This window comes from Lysobacter sp. P5_B9, from assembly GCF_054049835.1.
Genome location: NZ_JBFULP010000003.1, coordinates 26,014 through 43,420 on the forward strand (window position 1 = coordinate 26,014; position 17,407 = coordinate 43,420).

Genomic DNA, 17,407 nt, shown 5'->3' on the forward strand with positions numbered 1-17,407 from the left:
TTTAACGGATTGCGAACCCGGCTCCCACCGTTCTCCGACGACCCCGGCCCGACCATCCGCGGTCGTCTTGAAAGAACTCCCGATCCGCCGCATGCCGCTTCCTGTTTCCGACCTTTCCCCGCCGGTGCTCGTGCCGCCCGTGGCCGCGCCCGCGCGGACGGCGGTTCACGCCTGGCGGGCCCCCGGTTTCTACTGGAAGCACGGGCTGCTGCCGCTGCTGGTACTGGCCGCCTTCTACGTGGTCTGGACCCTGGCGCACGGCGACCTGTGGCTGGCGGATCGGCTGTATGCGTGGGAAGGCCATGCGTGGGCGCTGCGCCATGCCTGGCTCAACGAGAAGCTGATCCACGTCGCCGGCCGCCAGCTGAGCACGGCGGCCTGGCTGGCCGTGCTGGCCGCCTGGCTGGTGGCCCGCTTCCGGCCATCCTGGGCGCACCTGCGCCGGCCGCTGCTGTACCTGCTGGCCGCCACCGCGCTGTCGACGCTGCTGGTGGCCTGGATCAAGTCGTGGTCGAACGTCGACTGCCCGTGGGACCTGGTCCGCTACGGTGGCGCCCGGCCCTACATCGGCCTGTTCGAACTGCGCCCGACCGGCCTCGGCCGCGGGGTGTGCTTTCCCGCCGGCCACGCCGGAGGCGGTTACACCTGGCTGGCCCTGTACTTCTTCCTGCTGGCCGTGAATCCGCGGCTGCGCTGGCTTGGCCTGGGCGTCGGCCTCGGCGCCGGGCTGCTGTTCGGCATCTCCCAGCAATTGCGGGGCGCCCACTTCCTCTCCCATGACATCGCCGCCGTGGCAATCTGCTGGATCTGCGCGGTTGTGCTCCAGCGCGCATTCTGGAGGGGGTCGGATCGACTACAGTCACCGGTCGCGGCGATTGAGCCCGCACCGCCCGTTCCTTCGGCAGTACCCTACCCATGAGTTTCGTTCCCAGCCTGCCGGCCGGGCGCCTGTCGCGCTTGGCGTCGTGGGGCGCGCGCGCCGCCCGTTTCCGTCCCGAGCTGAGCATCGAGACGCTGGCGCTGATCGCCAGCCTCTTCTTCACGCTGACCAGCAACCAGACCTTCTTCCGTGCCGTCGCCGCGACCGGCGCGCTGCAGGGTGGCGCTGGCGCGCTCACGATGGCGAGCCTGTTCGTCGCCATCACCGCGTTGCACACGATCCTGCTGTGCGTGCTGCTCAACCGCTGGATCGCGAAGCCGTTGCTGGGCGTGCTGCTGATCGCCAGCGCCGCGGCCGCGTATTTCATGGCGGCGTACACCGTGTATTTCGACGCCGACATGCTGCGCAACATCCTGCATACCGATGGCAAGGAGTCGCACGAACTGGTGTCGTTCGCGGCCCTGCCGTCGCTGTTGCTCAACGGCGTGCTCCCCGCGGTGCTGCTGTGGCGCGTGCGCCTGAAGCAGCGTCCGCTGCTGCGCGCGCTGGGCGTGCGCCTGGCCTGCATCGTACTGGCGTTGGTGGTGGCGGCGGTGGCGTTGCTGGCGTCGTTCCAGAGCACCTCCGCGCTGATGCGCAACCACAAGGAACTGCGCTACCTGGTCACGCCGGGCAACTACCTGGTCTCGCTGGTGCAGGTCGCGCAGGATGCCCATGCCGACCGCAACCGCCCGCGCGAGCCGGTGGGAACGCAGGCCAAGGTCGTCGGCCGTCCGGTCGGCGCGAAGCCGCGCCTGCTCGTGCTGGTCGTCGGCGAGACCGTGCGTGCGCAGAACTGGGGCATGAACGGCTACCTCCGCCAGACCACGCCGCAGCTGGCGGCGATGCGCCAGTCGCCGTCGGGTCCGGTCAACTTCACGCAGGTCCAGGCCTGTGGCTCGAGCACCGAGATCTCGCTGCCGTGCATGTTCTCGCCGTATGGCCGCGCCCACTACGACAAGGACCGCATCAAGCATTCCGAATCGTTGCTGCACGTGCTCGAGCACGCCGGCATCAAGACCCTGTGGCGCGACAACCAGACCGGTTGCAAGGGCGTGTGCGAAGGCCTGGCCTTCGAATCCTTCGAGCACGGCGACGTGGCTGGTGCCTGCACCAAGGACGGCTGCCTCGACGAGGCGATGCTGCACGGCCTGTCCGAGCGCGTGGCCGCGCAACCCGGTGACCAGGTCGTCGTGCTGCACCAGCTCGGCAACCACGGGCCTGCGTACTACACGCGCTATCCCGCACGCCTGAACCGCTTCACCCCGGTGTGCGCGACCTCCGACCTCAACCAGTGCAGCCGCGAGCAGATCGTCAACGCGTACGACAACGCCGTGCTCTACACCGACGACTTCCTCGCGCGCACGATCCGCCTGCTCGGTGAGCAGAGCGGCCGCGACACCGCGCTGATCTACCTGTCCGATCACGGCGAGTCTCTGGGCGAGAACGGCTTGTTCCTGCATGGCGTGCCCTATGCGATCGCGCCGGACACCCAGACCCGCGTGCCGATGGTGATGTGGCTGTCCCCCGGTTTCGCGGCGTCGCGCGGCATCGACACGGCATGCCTGAAGGAACACAGCGCCGACCCCGTCAGCCAGGACAACCTGTTCCATTCCGTGCTCGGCGCGATGCAGGTGCGCACGAAGGAATACGACGCCAGGCTCGACCTGTTCGCGCGTTGCGAAGGCAGCGGGGCGGGCAAGGTGCTGGCAGCGCCCTGAGCGCGCGCCATTCCGTTTCCACAGGCGCGTTGATCGAACGCGCCTTAATCGAAACGGTAGCTCAGTTGCAGCCGGAAGCTGGTCAAGGGATCGTTCTCGCGTGAGGACTCGGCGTTGCGTTGCACGGTGAGAGGGACGTAAAGAATCTCCGCGCCCCAGTGCCAATGCCTGGCCAGGTCACGATTCGCTCCGACCGCGAGATAAGGAACCACGTCCTGCGTCGTCAGGCGGGAGCGATCCCTCACGTCGAAGGTCAGTGCATCCACTTGCACCTCCAGTTCGGTGCGTATCAGGCCCAGGCTCGCATGCCAACGCCAGGGGGCATGGTCCAGGCTTGAGGTCAGTTCGAATCCGTAATAGTTCAATTGCGCGCGATCGTCCGACGCCGCCTGGCATCCAGCGGGATTGCGTTCGCTGTCGGAAATTCCGGCGAGCTCACCCGGACAGGTGATATCGCCCGACACACTGCCATGCTGCCCAAGGAAGCGGGCCGACAGCGCGTAGCGTCCCCGCTCGATCACTCTTCGGCCGATGGCGGCCGCAACAAGGTTGCGAGGCCGGGTGTTGTTGATCGAAACCGGCGGTGTGTAGCCCAGCTCGGCGACCCAGCCCGCCGGCAGCCCGGCCATTACCCTGATTCGCCCTAGCGCTGTAGAGCGATTCAAGTCCTCGGACTTGAAACCGTTGAAGCCGACTCTTTGCTGTTCCTCGCTCAAATGCGGGATGTGCCCCAGTTCCACGCCAAGCTGCCACTGTCCGGGTGCCAGCGCCGGTGTTTCGCCAAATCCGGTCATGAAAGTCGTCGCGGCGAAGTAGTTCATCGCCCAGGCCTCCGGACGGTCGGAGGCCAGTCTCTCGTTGTTCTGGATTACGGTTTGCGCGCGCGCGTCGGCGCACGCCAACAAGAGGGTCGACAGGAAGATGGATCGCGCGCCCATGCTCGTCGCCTCACCGCCTCACCGCCACACGGTTGCAGGGGTTCGGCTTGCTTCGGGGCGGGCCGAACCCGTCGGATGATAATCGAACCGATTGCCGATCCACGGGTATTTACGCGTGGCACCCTTCGCGAGGAATGAACGCGCGGGGATGCATTGTCAGCGCGCGTCGGAACGAGCTTCGCCTCAGGAATGGGTCGAACCGGCCGGCCAGAACACCAGGAGCGTGGGGTGTGCCATGCAATCACGTCGAACGCTTGCCCGGACGCTCCAGTTGCCGCGGATCGGCAGTGGCGATTTCCGATCCGACGAAAGACATAGCACCATTTCCCGGCGCGGCAGCCATCACCCCGTGGGAGTCCGATGGTCGGCCATTGCGGTTGGTGTGTTGCTTTCGGCCAGTGCGTCCGCTGCGGACCACGTCGTGACCGCGCTTTCCAACCTTACCTTCTCACCGAAAAACCTCACTATTGCCGCCGGCGACACGGTGACGTTCCGGAATGGCGGCGGCTTGCACAACGTGACCTCGGCTCCGGGGGCGGCGACAGCTTTTCGTTGTGCCAACGGTTGCGATGGTGCCGGCGGAAGCGGCAACCCAAGCAGCGCGTCCTGGTCGGCGACCGTGACCTTTCCAGTTGCGGGAATGGTCGGCTTTTACTGCGAGGTACATGGCTCTCCCGGCGTAGGCATGGCGGGCACGATCACCGTCACTGGCGCCCCGCCTCCGCCGCCTCCGCCTCCGCCTCCGCCTCCGCCGCCTCCTCCGCCTCCCGGCATGGCGCGCAGCAGCGACTTCAACGGCGACGGCAAGTCGGATGTCTTCTGGCGCAACATCGACACTGGCCAGAATGCAGTCTGGCTGTCGGCAAACCTGACTACGCAGCTTGTCGTGACCCCGGTTGCCGATCAAAGCTGGAAAGTGATTGGTTTCGGTGATTTCGATGGCGACGCGAAGTCGGATGTGTTCTGGCGCAACAGCAGTACGGGCGCGAACTCGATCTGGCTGTCGGCAAACCTGGCCACGCAGCGTGCAGTGACCACGGTTGCCGATCAGAGCTGGAAAGTGGTTGGCATCGGTGATTTCGATGGCGACGCGAAGGCGGATCTGTTCTGGCGCAACATCGGTACTGGTGAGAACGGGATCTGGCTGTCGGGCAATTCCGCAACGTGGCAGGGGGCATCGGCGGTTCCCGATCAGAACTGGAAAGTCGTCGGTGTGGGCGACTTCAATGGCGACCACAAGGCGGATGTGCTCTGGCGCAACAGCAGTACTGGCGAGAACTCGATCTGGTTGTCGGCCAATGTCGCCACGCGGCAGGGGATGCCGACGGTTCCCGACCAGAACTGGAAAGTCGCCGGTATCGGCGACTTCAATGGCGACAACAAGGCGGACGTGTTCTGGCGCAACATCGGTACTGGCGAGAACGGGATCTGGTTGTCGGGCAATGCCGCCACGTGGCAGGGGGCGGCGACGGTTTCCGATCAGAACTGGAAGATCGTCGCCGTGGGGGATTACGACGGCGACGGCAGATCGGACGTGTTGTGGCGCAATATCGATACTGGCCAGAACGCGATCTGGCTGGGAAGCAATATCGCATCGCAGCTGGCCGTGACCGGAGTTACGAATCCGGCATGGATGATTGTTCCGTTTGACGCCACCTCGCGTCGCAACAGCGACTTCAGCGGCGACAGCAAATCAGACTTCAACGGCGACGGTAAATCAGACGTCTTCTGGCGCAATACCGTCACTGGACAGAACTCGATCTGGCTGTCGGCAAACCTGGCCACGCAGCCGGTAGTGAGCCCGGTTACGGATCCGAGCTGGAAAGTGGTTGGTGTCGGTGATTTCGATGGCGACGCGAAGACGGATGTGCTCTGGCGCAACATCGATACTGGCGATAACTCGATCTGGTTGTCGGGCAATGTCGCCACGCGGCTTGTAGTGAGCCCGGTTGCCGATCAGAGCTGGAAAGTGGGTGGTACCGCTGACTTCAATGGCGACCACAAGGCGGATGTGTTCTGGCGCAACATCGGTACTGGCGATAACTCGATCTGGTTGTCGGGCAATGTCGCCACGCGGCAAGGGTTGCCGACAGTTCCCGATCAGAACTGGAAAGTCGTTGGCATAGGTGACTTCAATGGCGACAACAAGGCGGATTTGTTCTGGCGCAACATCGGTTCTGGCGAGAACGGGATATGGTTGTCGGGCAATGCCGCCACGTGGCAGGGGGCGGCGGCGGTTTCCGACCAGAACTGGAAAGTCGTCGGTATCGGCGACTTCAATGGCGACCACAAGGCGGATGTGCTCTGGCGAAACAGCAGTACTGGCGAGAACTCGATCTGGTTGTCGGCCAATGTCGCCACGCGGCCGGGCACGGCAACGGTAACCGATCCGAACTGGACGATCGTCACCGGGGGTGATTACAACGGCGACGGCAAGTCGGATGTGTTCTGGCGCAATATCGATACTGGCCAGAACGCGATCTGGTTGTCGGGCAATATCACGCTGCAGCAGGGTGTGGCTGGCGTCACTGACTTGAATTGGTCGATTGTCCCGTAAGGCAGCCGAACCGTTCCAGGTGCGCGACGTTGCGCCACCCACTAATTACAAAACGGCCCGCATTGCTGCGGGCCGTCGTTTTTTCGAGCTATGAGCCGGACTCAGAAGACAGGTGCACACCCCTGTCCAACGCAAACGGCCCGCATCACTGCGGGCCGTCGAGTGCAATCTTGGCGATGGCTTACTTTGCGAGCAGGTGCTGCTGCCAGAACAGGATCGTTGCCGCGCCGTAGTAGTCGTTGTTGGCCTTCTTCTTGAAGCCGTGGCCTTCGTCGTTGAACAGCAGGTACCACACCGGCTGGCCGTTGCCGCGCACTGCCTTCACGATCTGCTCGGCCTCGCTGTACGGCACGCGTGGATCATTCTTGCCCTGGGCGACGAACAGGCGCGACCTGATGCGCTGCGGATGCCGTGCCGGCGAGATCTCCGCGAACACCTGCTGCATCTCAGGCGTGCGCTCGTCGCCGTACTCGGCGCGGCGCAGGTCGCGGCGGTAGCTCTCGGTGTTGGTGAGGAAGGTGCTGAAGTCGGAGATGCCGACGATATCGACGCCGGCGCGGATGCGGTCGCTGTAGTGCATCAGCGAGGCCAGCACCATGTAGCCGCCATAGCTGCCGCCCTGCACCGCGATGCGCGAGGAATCGAGTTCGGGCTGCTGCGCGATCCAGTCGAGCAGGGCGCCGATGTCCTTGACCGAATCCTCGCGCCTGGCGGCGTTGTCCAGGGCGAGGTAGGTCTTGCCGTAGCCGGACGATCCGCGCACGTTCGGCACCAGCATCGCCACGCCGAGTTCGTTGGCGAGGAACTGCGCGGTGGGAGTGAAGACGGGCTGCGCCTGGCTCTCGGGACCGCCGTGGATGCTGATCACCACCGGCAGCTTCGTGCCGGCCGGGATGTTGGCGGGGCGGTAGTAGAACGCCGGGATGGTCCGGGGCTTGCCGTTGACCTTGTCGAAGGTCGGGTAGCGGATCAGCGTCGGCGCGACGAACCGGCTGGCGTCGAGGCCGCCGACTTCGCTCTGCGTCCAGCGCGTGAGCTTCGCGCCGGCGAGGTCGACGACATACACGTCGCTCGGCGACGTGGCGCTGTTGAGCGTCAGGGCGAGGCGTTGGCCATCGGGCGCGAAGCTGAAGCCACCGATCACGCCGATCGGCAGCGCAGGCAGCTTCACTTCCCGGTGCGATGGCAGGGCCAGCACATGCAGTCGGCTGATGCCGTCCTCGTTGGTGACGTAGGCGAGGTGCCTGCCATCCTCGGCGATGGTGAAGCCGTCGACGTCCCATGGGATGTCGCGGGTGAGTACCTCGAATTTACCCGAGGCCGGATCGTGGTAACGCAGGGTCTGGAATTCCTGCGCCTTGCCCGCCAGGGGCTCATCCGAAACGAAATAGACCGCGTGGCCATCAGGCGCGAACGCGAAGCCCCCGAACGCCGCCTTGCCGCCGTCGACCGGGAACAGTTCCAGCTTGCCGGTCGCGACATCGACCACGCCCGGATACGACTCCGCCGCCGACACGTACTTCGTCACCAGCAGGCGCTGGCCATCAGGGGAGAAGTCCTGCGCGCTCCAGCTGCCGCCTGCGCTGACCACGACGCGCGCCTGTCCGCTGGCGACATCGCGCACCCAGATGTCGGTGTCGGTGCCGTTGCGCGCGGTGCTGCTGTAGGCCACGCGGCTGCCGTCGCGCGAGAACAGCGCGCCGCCGTTCTGGGTGCGCTTGCCGTCGGTGAGCAACGAGGTGTTGCGCGAGGCGAAGTCGAACCAGTACAGCTGCGAGAATTCGTCGCCGCCCTTGTCCTTGCCGAACACGAAACCGTCCAGCTTCGACGTCGAGGGCGCGACGGTCATGCCGCCGAGCGGCTCCGGATAGAACGTGAGCTGCTCGCGCATGCCCATCGGCTGGCACACGCGGTGCGCCTGCGCTGTCTCGGCGAAGCGCGTGCTGATCAGCAGGCAACCATCCCTGGTCCAGCCGGCGAGGCCGGCACCACGCGTGTTCTGGTAGCGGTTGAGGCGTTCGACCAGCTCGGCGGGAATGGCGGGAATGTTTTCGCTGACGCGATTTCCGACTTCTTCGCGCACGACATTGTTGTCTGTCGTGGCCGGTGCCGGCGCCGGTGTGGCATGCGCGGACATCGCGCCGAGCAGCGCAATGGCGGTGATGGATAAGGCGAGGCGCGAACGCATCGGGTTCCCCTGTCATGGAAAACCCGAGCCTACCGCGCGGGGGCGCCAGCGGTCCGGGCCGGAAGTCATGCCGCCGGGCCGGACGCGCGGCAACGGCCGCCCTACATGGGTGCCGCGTACTTGCTGATCATCGCCCGCAATGAGCGGGCCTCGGTCAACAGCTGGGTCACCTCGGCGCGTTCGAGGCCATCGATGCCCGAAGGGCCGAGCTCGCGCAGCTTCGCGCCCAGCTCGGAATTGCGCTGTTCCACCGCCTGCAACTCGAGCTGGTACATGGTGCCGAGGAACGAGTGGCCCAGCGTCTGCTCATCGCCGATGAAACTGCTGGCCGCCAGTTTCTGTAAAGCCTTCGACTCGTCGCGGTCCGCGAAATGTTCGATCACGGCGCCGGTGGTGATGTCCGGACGCGATTCCACCAGGTCGATGATTTCCGCAAGCAGTTCCACCCCCGCCTGGTTGAGGGTCGGAAAGCGATGCGGTCGCGGAAGGCTGAGCGCGAGGGACGGTTGGTGCAGCAGCAGCTCGATGGCCGCGCGCACCAGCGAGCGTTTCGGCGCCTGCGTGTTGAGTCGTGGCGCGCGCGCTGCGGATGCCTGCGGGTCCGGCGCGCTCGCACGCGCGCCCACGCCGGTGAGTTCGGTCAGGCGCTGCTTCATCAGGTCGCCGAAGGCGCCGTCGGGAATCTGGGCGAGGAACGGTTTGGCGCGCTCGGCCAGGCGGCCCTTGCCTTCCAGCGTCGACAGGTTCACGTCCACGCCGAGCGAGTCGAAGAAGAACTGCGACAGCGGCGTCGCCGCGCGCAGACGCGCGTCGAAGCCGTCGCGGCCTTCCGTGCGCACCAGCGAATCAGGGTCTTCGCCATCGGGCAGGAACAGGAAGAACGCCTGGCGCCCGTCCTTCATGCGCGGCAGCACCGATTCCACCGCCTTCCATGCGGCGCTGCGGCCGGCGCGGTCGCCGTCGAAGCAGAAGAACACGTCCGGTGCGTTGCGGAACAGCAGTTCCGCATGGTCGGGCGTGGTGGCGGTGCCCAGGGTCGCCACGGCCGTATCGACGCCATGCTGGAACAGCGCGACCACGTCCATGTAGCCCTCCACCACGATCAGGCGCTCGATCTTGTTGTGCGCCTGTCGCACCTGCCACAGGCCGTAGAGTTCGCGGCCCTTGTGGAACAGCGGCGTCTCCGGCGAGTTGAGGTACTTGGGGCTGTCGTCCTTCTCCAGTACGCGTCCGCCGAACGCGATCACGCGGCCGCGGCGGTCGTGGATGGGGAACATCACCCGGTCGCGGAACTTGTCGTAGACGTGGCCGCGCTCGTTCTTCGAGAACAGGCCTGCGCGTTCCAGCAGGGACATGCGGCGCGGATCGGTGCCCAGCGCATCGCGCAGGGCGTTGAAGCCGTCGGGCGCGTAGCCGATGGAGAACTGCTCGCGGATCGCGTCGCTGACATCGCGGCCGTCGAGGTAGGCCTGCGCCTTCGCGCTCGCAGCCAGTTGCTTGCGGAAGAACTTCGCCGCCGCATCGACCGCGTTGAACAGGTCGTGGCTGTCGGGGTTGGCGTTGCGTTGCTGGGTGTCGCGCGGCACTTCCATGCCGATGCGCTTGGCCAGCTCCTCGACCGCGTCGAGGAACTCGAGCCGGTCGTAGTTGATCAGGAACGAGATCGCGGTGCCGTGCGCGCCGCAGCCGAAGCAGTGGTAGAACTGCTTGGTCGGGGACACCGTGAATGATGGCGAGCGTTCGTCGTGGAAGGGGCAGCGGGCCGAGTATTCCTTGCCCTGGCGCTTGAGCGGCACGCGCGTGCCGATGATCTCGACGATGTCGGATCGCGCGAGCAAATCATCGATGAAGGCGTCGGGGATGCGGGCCATTAGGCGACTATCGTCCCACGGAAATCGGCTGGGTTCCCACACGCTGCTTGTCCGCCGTACGCGGCGGCGGCAGGCGGTCGCGTGGTCGTGTGCAGCGGACGCTTCAACCGCGTGGGGCGAAGCTTGCGGCCAATGCCTGCAACGCATCGCCGGTGACGCGCTGCACGGTCCATTCGTCCATGCCGGTGGCGCCGAGGCGGCGATAGAAGTCGATCGCGGGCGTGTTCCAGTCCAGCACCGACCATTCGAAGCGGCCGCAGCCGCGTTCGAGCGCCAGTTTCGCCAGGTACGCCATCAGCACCTGGCCGACGCCGCGGCCGCGGTATTCGGGGCGGACGAACAGGTCTTCGAGGTAAAGGCCGCGACGGCCAAGCCAGGTCGAGAAATTGTGGAAGAACAGGGCGAAGCCGGCGGGCTGGCCGTCGGCCTCGGCGATCACCACTTCCGCGCCGGGCTGCGCGCCGAACAGGTTGGCGGCGAGCATGGCTTCATCGGTCTGCACCGCATCGGGTTCGCGTTCGTATTCGGCGAGCTCGCGGATGAGGGCGAGGATCAGTGCCACGTCGTCGCGGGTGGCAAGGCGCAGGGTGACGCCGGGGCGGTTCGTGGCGATCTTCGCGGCGATTGTCGGGATAGTCATCGCATCAGGGGCGTTGGGCGCGTTCGATCGCGCGCGTGAGGAAAGGGCTGGTGATGGCCTCGTCGGGCCGCAAGCCGAGCTTGTGCAGCAGCGGCTGCAGCTTGCCGGCATGGGTGCGCAGCAGGGCGTCGTCGAGCGAGTGATGGAACACGATCACGCCGGGGGCCCAGCGATCGAGGAGGTCGGCCAGGCGGCGGTCGTCGCCGCGCCGCGGGCCGCGACCGAGCACGTGCACCTGCAAGGGCGCCGGATTCCCGCTGGCGGTGGTGGCGCCGGTGTCGCGCAGGTCATCGACGCAGGCGACGCCGAGGGCGGCAGGCGTGCGCAGGTGGCGTCGCAGATCGTCCGTGGCGAAGCGGTCGCCGCCGACCAGCGGTGCGCGGGCGGCGAGCTCGTGGGCGAGGTTCTCGCGGTCGGTCCGCGTGCGTACCAGCAGCAGCACCGCGCTGCCTGCCGCCAGGGCCTGCACGACCTGGCGGCGCAGTCCCGCGGCGCTGGCGCCGGTGTCGGCCCAGACCCGGTCCTCGACCGGAGGCCTGCGCTGGAACCAGCGGCCGAACAGCCCGGTCATGGGCGCGGGCTCAGCCGGCGAGGCGCTGCTTCACCAGGGCCGAGACCTGGCCCATGTCGGCCTGGCCAGCCAGCTTCGGCTTGAGCACGGCCATCAGCTTGCCCATGTCGGCGGCGCTGGCGGCGCCGGTCTCGGTGACCGCCGCGTCGATCGCGGCGCGGATCTCGGCTTCGCCCATCTTCGCCGGCAGGTAGCGCTCGATCACCGCCATCTCGGCGCGTTCGATCGCGGCCAGGTCCTCGCGGTTGGCGGCTTCGTACTGGCTGATCGAATCCTTGCGCTGCTTGACGCCCTTCTCCAGCACGGCGATCACGGCGGCATCGTCGAGTTCGATGCGCTCGTCGACTTCGCGCTGCTTGATCGCCGCGTTGACCAGGCGGATCACGCCGAGGGTGTCCTTGTCGCCGGCCTTCATGGCGGCCTTCATGTCTTCGGTGAGGCGTTGCTTGAGGGACATGGAATGCTCCGGGTGAGGGGAGGGCAGGATCGCTAAAGGCGGCCTCGGGAGGGTCGGGCGGGACGCGATCCGGGAAGTCCAGAAATGCAAAAAGCCGGCAGCGCGATGCGCGGCCGGCTTCTGCCGTGATTGTCGGGCGGGCTCAGGCCCGCCGGTCAATCAATACAGGCGCTGACGCTTGGTGACGTCGCGCGAGCTGCGGCGCGCCTGGCGCTTGACCGCGGCAGCCGCCTTGCGCTTGCGTTCCTGCGTCGGCTTTTCGTAGAACTCGCGCTTGCGGGTCTCGGCCAGGACGCCGGCCTTTTCGCAGGTGCGCTTGAAGCGACGGAGCGCAAACTCGAAGGGCTCGTTTTCGCGGACTTTGACGCTGGGCATACGTAATCTCGTTGGTGGACCGACCCGGGCGGACCGGGGGAGCCGCGTATGATAGCCGCCCACTCCGGCCGCGTGCAACCGCCCGCGGACCTTACCTGCAAATCGCGCGTCCAGACCCCATATTCGACCGCATGAACGTCCTCGGCATCGAAACCAGCTGCGATGAAACCGGCGTCGCCGTGTATGCCCTCGATCCGGGCGGCCCGGATGGCGCGGCGGGGCTGCGCGCGCACGCCGTCTACAGCCAGATCGCCCTGCACGCCGAATACGGCGGGGTGGTGCCGGAACTGGCCAGCCGCGACCACGTGCGCAAGCTGCTGCCGCTGATCCGCCAGACCCTGGCCGAGGCCGGCCTGGCCGTCGAGGATATCGACGGCGTTGCCTACACCGCAGGCCCCGGCCTGGTCGGCGCGTTGCTGGTCGGCGCGGGCGTGGCCCGGTCCCTGGCCTGGGCGCTGGACGTGCCGGCCGTGGGCGTCCACCACATGGAAGGCCACCTGCTGGCGCCACTGATGGAGGACGCGGACACCAAGCCGCCCTTCGTGGCCCTGCTCGTCTCCGGCGGCCATACCCAGCTGGTCGCGGTCGACGCCATCGGCCGCTACCGCCTGCTCGGCGAGACCCTCGACGATGCCGCGGGCGAGGCCTTCGACAAGACCGCCAAGCTGATGGGCCTGCCCTATCCCGGTGGCCCGCAGCTGGCTGCGCTGGCCGGGGAGGGTCGGCCCGGCGTGTTCAAGTTCGCCCGGCCGATGACCGACCGGCCCGGGCTCGATTTCAGCTTCAGTGGCCTCAAGACCCAGGTCCTGCTGGCCTGGCGCGACAGCGACCAGTCCGCGCAGACCCGCGCCGACATTGCGCGCGCCTTCGAGGATGCGGTGGTCGACACACTGGCGATCAAGTGCGGTCGCGCGCTCGATGCCACCGGTTTCGACACCCTGGTGATCGCCGGCGGCGTCGGCGCCAACGAGCGCCTGCGCGCCAGGCTGCAGGCGCTGGCGGAAAAGCGTGGTGGCCGCGTCAGCTTCCCGCGCCCGATGTTCTGCACCGACAACGGCGCGATGATCGCCTTCGCCGGTGCGCTGCGCCTGCGGGCCGGGCAGCACAACGACGCCTCGGTGCGGGTGACGCCGCGCTGGGACATGGCGACGCTGCCGGAAGTCGCATAGCGTCCCGCCGCTCAACGCACCCCTTCACCTGCAACGCCATACGGATCCGCGCTGAATGGACAAGGTTTTCATCGAGGCGCTCGAAGTCGAAGCGCTGATCGGCATCTACGACTGGGAACGGCGCATCCGCCAGCCACTGCTGTTCGACGTCGAGATGAGTTTCGACAACCGCATCCCGGCGGCATCGGATGCGATCGAGGACACACTCAACTACAAGGCCGTCAGCAAGCGCCTGGTCGAATACGTGTCGCAGTCCGACTTCGGCCTCGTCGAAACCCTGGCCGAGCGCGTCGCCGCGATCATTCTCGACGAATTCGGCGTGCAGCACGTGCGGCTCAAGCTGAGCAAGCCCGGCGCGGTGCGTGGCGCGCGCGCGGTCGGCGTGATCATCGAGCGCAGCCGCGCCTGAGGCGGCGATTCCTATGGGGCAAGGTCCGATGGGCAAGGCCTACCTGAGCCTCGGCAGCAATCGCGAGCCGGAGCGGCACCTGCGCGAAGCCATTGCCGCGCTGCGCCGGCATTTCGGCGGACTCGTGCTGTCGCCGGTGTACCGCACGCGCGCGGTCGGCTTCGACGGCGGCGACTTCCTCAATGCCGCCGCGATCATCGATACCTCGCTCGATCCCTTCGCCTTGAATCAATGGCTGCATGCGCTCGAAGACACGCATGGCCGCGACCGCAGCGGGCCACGCTTCGGCGATCGCACGCTTGATATCGACATCGTGTTGTTCGACGACTTGATGCTCGAAGGCGAAGGCCACCTGCAGATCCCACGTGCGGAGTTGCAGCACGCCTTCGTGCTGCGGCCGCTGGCGGAGATCGCGCCCGACACCGTGGTGCCGGGCACGGGCCACACCCTGGTCGAACTCTGGGACCTGCACCCGGATCGGAACGCCGTCATGGAGCAGGTCGCGCTCTGACGCGGCTTCGCGTGGGCCCTCGCACCGCAATGGCTTGCGTTGTCCGCGCTCGGGCCCGAGGATGCGCGCTGCCATGAGGCAACCACGGGAGACAGGACGATGTTCGACAGGTTTTCGCGCAGTTGGTCGCTGGTCCAGGCGAGTGCAGCGGTACTGCGCTCGGACAAGGAGTTGATGGTGTTTCCGCTCATCTCCGGCGCGCTGACGCTGGTGGTGCTGGCGACGTTCCTGCTGCCGATCTGGCTGCTGCGTGTGTTCGACGGCGGCTTCAACGTGTTCGGTGCGGTACTGGTGTTCGCGTTCTACTTCTGCCAGTACAGCGTGATCCTGTTCTGCAACTGCGCGCTGGTGGGCGCGGCGATGATCCGCCTCGACGGTGGCGATCCGACCCTCGCTGATGGCTTCAATGCCGCCCGGGCGCGCCTGCCGGCGATCCTCGGCTATGCCGCGATCGCGGCGACGGTCGGCCTGGTGCTCAAGCGCATGAAGGATGACGACAGCCTGCTTGTGCGCCTGCTCGGCAGCGGCCTGGGCGCGGCGTGGACGCTGGCGACCTTCCTGGTGGTGCCGGTGCTGGTCAGCCAGAACGTGGGCCCGATCGACGCGCTCAAGCACAGCGCCAGCCTGCTCAAGCGTACCTGGGGCGAAAATGCGATCGGCAACGTCGGCATCGGCATGTTCTTCGGGCTCGTGAGCTTCTCGATCATCCTGGTCGGCGCGTTGCTGGCCTACCTGGCCGCGCAGGTCTCGATGGCGCTCGCCATCGCCGTGGCTGTCGTGTTCGTGGTGGCGGTGCTGCTGGTGGGCGTGTACCAGGCGGCATTGAGCGGCATCTATTCCGCGGCGCTGTACCGGTACGCCACCAATGGCGAGGCGCCGGCGGCTTTCCAGGGCCTGCAGTTGCAACACGCGTTCCAGGCGAAATAAGCCCTCGCCCCGCTTGCGGGGAGAGGGACAGCGTCGCGTAGCGACGCCGGGTGAGGGGCGGTGGTCGTGCCTGGTGACGCCGGTGCACATGCAACGCCGCTTCGTTCGCCCCTCATCCGCCCTTCCCTCAGCGGGCTATCGCGGCGCTAGGCGTCCAATAGACGCCCGCCATCCAGGTGCAGCACCTGCCCGGTGCTGTAGTGCGCGTCCTGCAACAACCAGCGCACGGCTTCGGCGACTTCCTCCGGCGTGCCGGTGCGCGCGAGCGGCGTGCGCCGCAGCATCGCCTGCTGCCTGGCCGCGTCGCCGTCCTGTTCCGGCCACAGGATGGCGCCGGGCGAGACCGCATTGACCCGCACTGCCGGCCCCAGTTCCAGCGCCAGCGACTTCGTCATCATCAGCAGTGCGGCCTTGGCCATGCAGTACAGCGTGTGCTCGCGCAGCGGGCGTTCCCCGTAGATGTCGGCGAGGTTGACGATCGCGCCGCGCGTGGCCGCGAGGTGCGGTGCGGCCGCCTGCGCGAGGAAGAACGGTGCGCGTGCGTTGCTGGCGAAGAGCGCATCCCACTGCGCCGGCGTAGCGGTCCCGAGCGGCGTGGGCTGGAACGACGAGGCGTTGTTGACCAGCGCATCCAGCCGCCCATAGCGGCCGATGCCGTGCGCGACCAGTTCCGGCAGGCGATCGAACTCGGTGAGATCGGCCTGCTGCACGAAGGTGCTATCCGGACGCGCGGCTTCCAGCTCCGCCGCCAATGCCTCTAGTTCGTTGCGCGAATGCCGGCAATGCAGCACCAGGTCGTAACCGGACCGGTGCAGCGTGCGCGCGATCGCCGCGCCGATGCGGCGCGCGCTGCCCGTGACCAGGGCGACGGGGCGGGCGTTGTTCATGCCGGACGGTTCCTTGTGGTCGCGGCATTGTGCACGCGTCGCGGGAGATAATGCCGCATGACTCAAGCCCCCCCGACCTCGCTCCCCGCACCCGATGCCGACGCGCTTGCCCACAGCGAGCGCCTGTCCGCCTTCGTCCGTCGCGAGATCGCCGCCAACGACGGCGCGATTCCGTTCTCGCGCTTCATGGAGCTGGCCCTGTATGCGCCGGGCCTGGGCTACTACAGCGCCGGCGCGCGCAAGTTCGGCGAAGGCGGCGATTTCGTCACCGCGCCCGAGCTTGGGCCGATCTTCGCCGCATGCATCGCCGAAAGCGTGGCGCCGGTGCTGCAGCAACTCGGATCGAGCGCCGTGTTCCTCGAGCTGGGCGGCGGCAGCGGCGCCTTCGCCGAGGTCGCGCTCAAGCGCCTGCTCGAACTCGACGCGCTGCCCGACCGCTACCTGATCCTCGAACCCAGTGCCGACCTGCGCGAGCGCCAGCGCGAACGCCTGCAGCGCAGCCTGTCGCCGATGTTGTTCGAACTGGTGGAATGGCTCAACGGTCCGCTCCCGGACGATTGGAGCGGCGTGCTGTTCGCCAACGAGGTCATCGATGCGCTGCCGACGCCGCGCTTCGCGATCCGCGACGGTGAGGTGTTCGAGGAATACGTGACCATCGACGGCGACCGCTTCGCGCGCACGCTGCGGCCGGCGGACGCCTTCCTCGGCAATGCCGTGCGCCATGTCGAACGCAGCCTGGAACATCCTCTTGCCGAGGGCTACCGCTCCGAGGTGCTGCCGCAGTTGCCGTATTGGATCCAGGCCGTGTCGGGCGGGATGCAGCGCGGCGCGATGCTGTTCGTCGACTACGGCCATCCGCGCGGCGAGTTCTACCAGCCTGATCGCACCGACGGCACGCTGCGCGCGTACTACCGCCACCGCATGCACGACGAACCGCTGCTGTGGCCGGGCCTGCAGGACCTCACCGCGTCCGTCGATTTCACCGCCCTGGCCGAAGCCGGCGTGGCGGCGGGCTTCGACTTCGCCGGCTACTGCTCGCAGGCGAGTTTCCTGCTGGGCAACGGCATGGCCAGCGTGTTCGAGCGCATCGAGCGCATGCACGATGCGACCGAACAGCAGCGCCGCCGCAACGAGGTGAAGAAGCTGACCCTGCCCAGCGAGATGGGCGAGCGCTTCCAGGTGATGGGCTTCGCCAAGGATGTCGAATTCGGCGTCGCCTTCATGGCGGGCGATCTGAGCTTCCGCCTGTGAGCGCGCGGGGCGGGTC

16 protein-coding genes are annotated in these 17,407 nt (G+C 67.1%); 8 read left to right on the plus strand and 8 right to left on the minus strand.

The genetic code is table 11. The features are described from left to right. The first annotated feature begins 67 nt into the window (after positions 1–67). Positions 68–919 (plus strand): phosphatase PAP2 family protein, encoded by an 852-nt coding sequence (locus ACXJJ9_RS07720; RefSeq protein ID WP_457096628.1) that lies wholly within the window; start codon positions 68–70, stop codon positions 917–919. Then, positions 916–2,640: a phosphoethanolamine transferase gene (locus tag ACXJJ9_RS07725; protein WP_457096629.1), complete on the plus strand. Its 1,725-nt coding sequence runs from the start codon at positions 916–918 to the stop codon at positions 2,638–2,640. Before ACXJJ9_RS07720 ends, ACXJJ9_RS07725 begins: the two co-directional genes overlap by 4 nt. A gap of 44 nt (positions 2,641–2,684) precedes the next feature. Here the strand turns inward: ACXJJ9_RS07725 and ACXJJ9_RS07730 are convergent, their stop codons facing one another. After that, entirely contained in the window at positions 2,685–3,578 is an 894-nt protein-coding gene (locus tag ACXJJ9_RS07730; RefSeq protein ID WP_457096630.1) for a hypothetical protein, read from the minus strand. A 421-nt stretch (positions 3,579–3,999) separates the two neighbouring features. Here ACXJJ9_RS07730 and ACXJJ9_RS07735 point away from each other — a divergent pair, with 421 nt between their 5' ends. Next, complete coding sequence (locus ACXJJ9_RS07735) at positions 4,000–6,135, plus strand: FG-GAP-like repeat-containing protein (protein WP_457096631.1); 2,136 nt, start codon at positions 4,000–4,002, stop codon at positions 6,133–6,135. 181 nt (positions 6,136–6,316) lie between these two features. Here the strand turns inward: ACXJJ9_RS07735 and ACXJJ9_RS07740 are convergent, their stop codons facing one another. The 6 genes from ACXJJ9_RS07740 to rpsU all read right to left on the minus strand — a co-directional run bounded on the left by ACXJJ9_RS07740 (position 6,317) and on the right by rpsU (position 12,237). After that, on the minus strand, positions 6,317–8,323 hold the full coding sequence (locus tag ACXJJ9_RS07740; protein ID WP_457096632.1) for a S9 family peptidase: 2,007 nt from the start codon (positions 8,321–8,323) through the stop codon (positions 6,317–6,319). Between the two features lie 101 nt (positions 8,324–8,424). Further along, complete coding sequence (gene dnaG, locus ACXJJ9_RS07745) at positions 8,425–10,194, minus strand: DNA primase (RefSeq protein ID WP_457096633.1); 1,770 nt, start codon at positions 10,192–10,194, stop codon at positions 8,425–8,427. Positions 10,195–10,297: 103 nt separating this feature from the next. Next, positions 10,298–10,834 (minus strand): N-acetyltransferase family protein, encoded by a 537-nt coding sequence (locus ACXJJ9_RS07750; RefSeq protein WP_457096634.1) that lies wholly within the window; start codon positions 10,832–10,834, stop codon positions 10,298–10,300. Between the two features lie 4 nt (positions 10,835–10,838). Beyond that, on the minus strand, positions 10,839–11,405 hold the full coding sequence (locus ACXJJ9_RS07755) for a hypothetical protein (RefSeq protein WP_457096635.1): 567 nt from the start codon (positions 11,403–11,405) through the stop codon (positions 10,839–10,841). A gap of 10 nt (positions 11,406–11,415) precedes the next feature. Beyond that, the gene (locus ACXJJ9_RS07760) at positions 11,416–11,862 is read right to left on the minus strand and encodes a GatB/YqeY domain-containing protein (protein ID WP_457096636.1); all 447 of its coding nucleotides are present in this window, start codon (positions 11,860–11,862) and stop codon (positions 11,416–11,418) included. 159 nt (positions 11,863–12,021) lie between these two features. Continuing rightward, on the minus strand, positions 12,022–12,237 hold the full coding sequence (gene rpsU, locus ACXJJ9_RS07765) for a 30S ribosomal protein S21 (RefSeq protein ID WP_056134345.1): 216 nt from the start codon (positions 12,235–12,237) through the stop codon (positions 12,022–12,024). Between the two features lie 131 nt (positions 12,238–12,368). Between rpsU and tsaD the strand changes: the two genes are divergently transcribed. The 4 genes from tsaD (at position 12,369) to ACXJJ9_RS07785 (ending at position 15,253) form a co-directional block, all read left to right on the plus strand. Then, on the plus strand, positions 12,369–13,406 hold the full coding sequence (tsaD, locus tag ACXJJ9_RS07770; protein WP_457096637.1) for a tRNA (adenosine(37)-N6)-threonylcarbamoyltransferase complex transferase subunit TsaD: 1,038 nt from the start codon (positions 12,369–12,371) through the stop codon (positions 13,404–13,406). 55 nt (positions 13,407–13,461) lie between these two features. Beyond that, positions 13,462–13,815, plus strand: coding sequence for a dihydroneopterin aldolase (gene folB / locus ACXJJ9_RS07775; RefSeq protein WP_310055134.1), 354 nt, complete (start codon positions 13,462–13,464; stop codon positions 13,813–13,815). A gap of 28 nt (positions 13,816–13,843) precedes the next feature. Beyond that, positions 13,844–14,326 carry a 2-amino-4-hydroxy-6-hydroxymethyldihydropteridine diphosphokinase gene (gene folK, locus ACXJJ9_RS07780; RefSeq protein WP_457096638.1) on the plus strand — a complete coding sequence of 161 codons (483 nt, stop codon included), beginning with the start codon at positions 13,844–13,846 and terminating at the stop codon, positions 14,324–14,326. Positions 14,327–14,425: 99 nt separating this feature from the next. Beyond that, complete coding sequence (locus ACXJJ9_RS07785; protein WP_457096639.1) at positions 14,426–15,253, plus strand: DUF6159 family protein; 828 nt, start codon at positions 14,426–14,428, stop codon at positions 15,251–15,253. A 146-nt stretch (positions 15,254–15,399) separates the two neighbouring features. Here the strand turns inward: ACXJJ9_RS07785 and ACXJJ9_RS07790 are convergent, their stop codons facing one another. After that, the gene (locus tag ACXJJ9_RS07790) at positions 15,400–16,140 is read right to left on the minus strand and encodes a pteridine reductase (RefSeq protein ID WP_457096640.1); all 741 of its coding nucleotides are present in this window, start codon (positions 16,138–16,140) and stop codon (positions 15,400–15,402) included. Between the two features lie 57 nt (positions 16,141–16,197). On the opposite strand from ACXJJ9_RS07790, the gene ACXJJ9_RS07795 reads away from it, so the two are divergent. Next, positions 16,198–17,391, plus strand: a complete 1,194-nt coding sequence (locus ACXJJ9_RS07795) for a class I SAM-dependent methyltransferase (protein ID WP_457096641.1) — start codon at positions 16,198–16,200, stop codon at positions 17,389–17,391. Positions 17,392–17,407 lie beyond the last annotated feature (16 nt).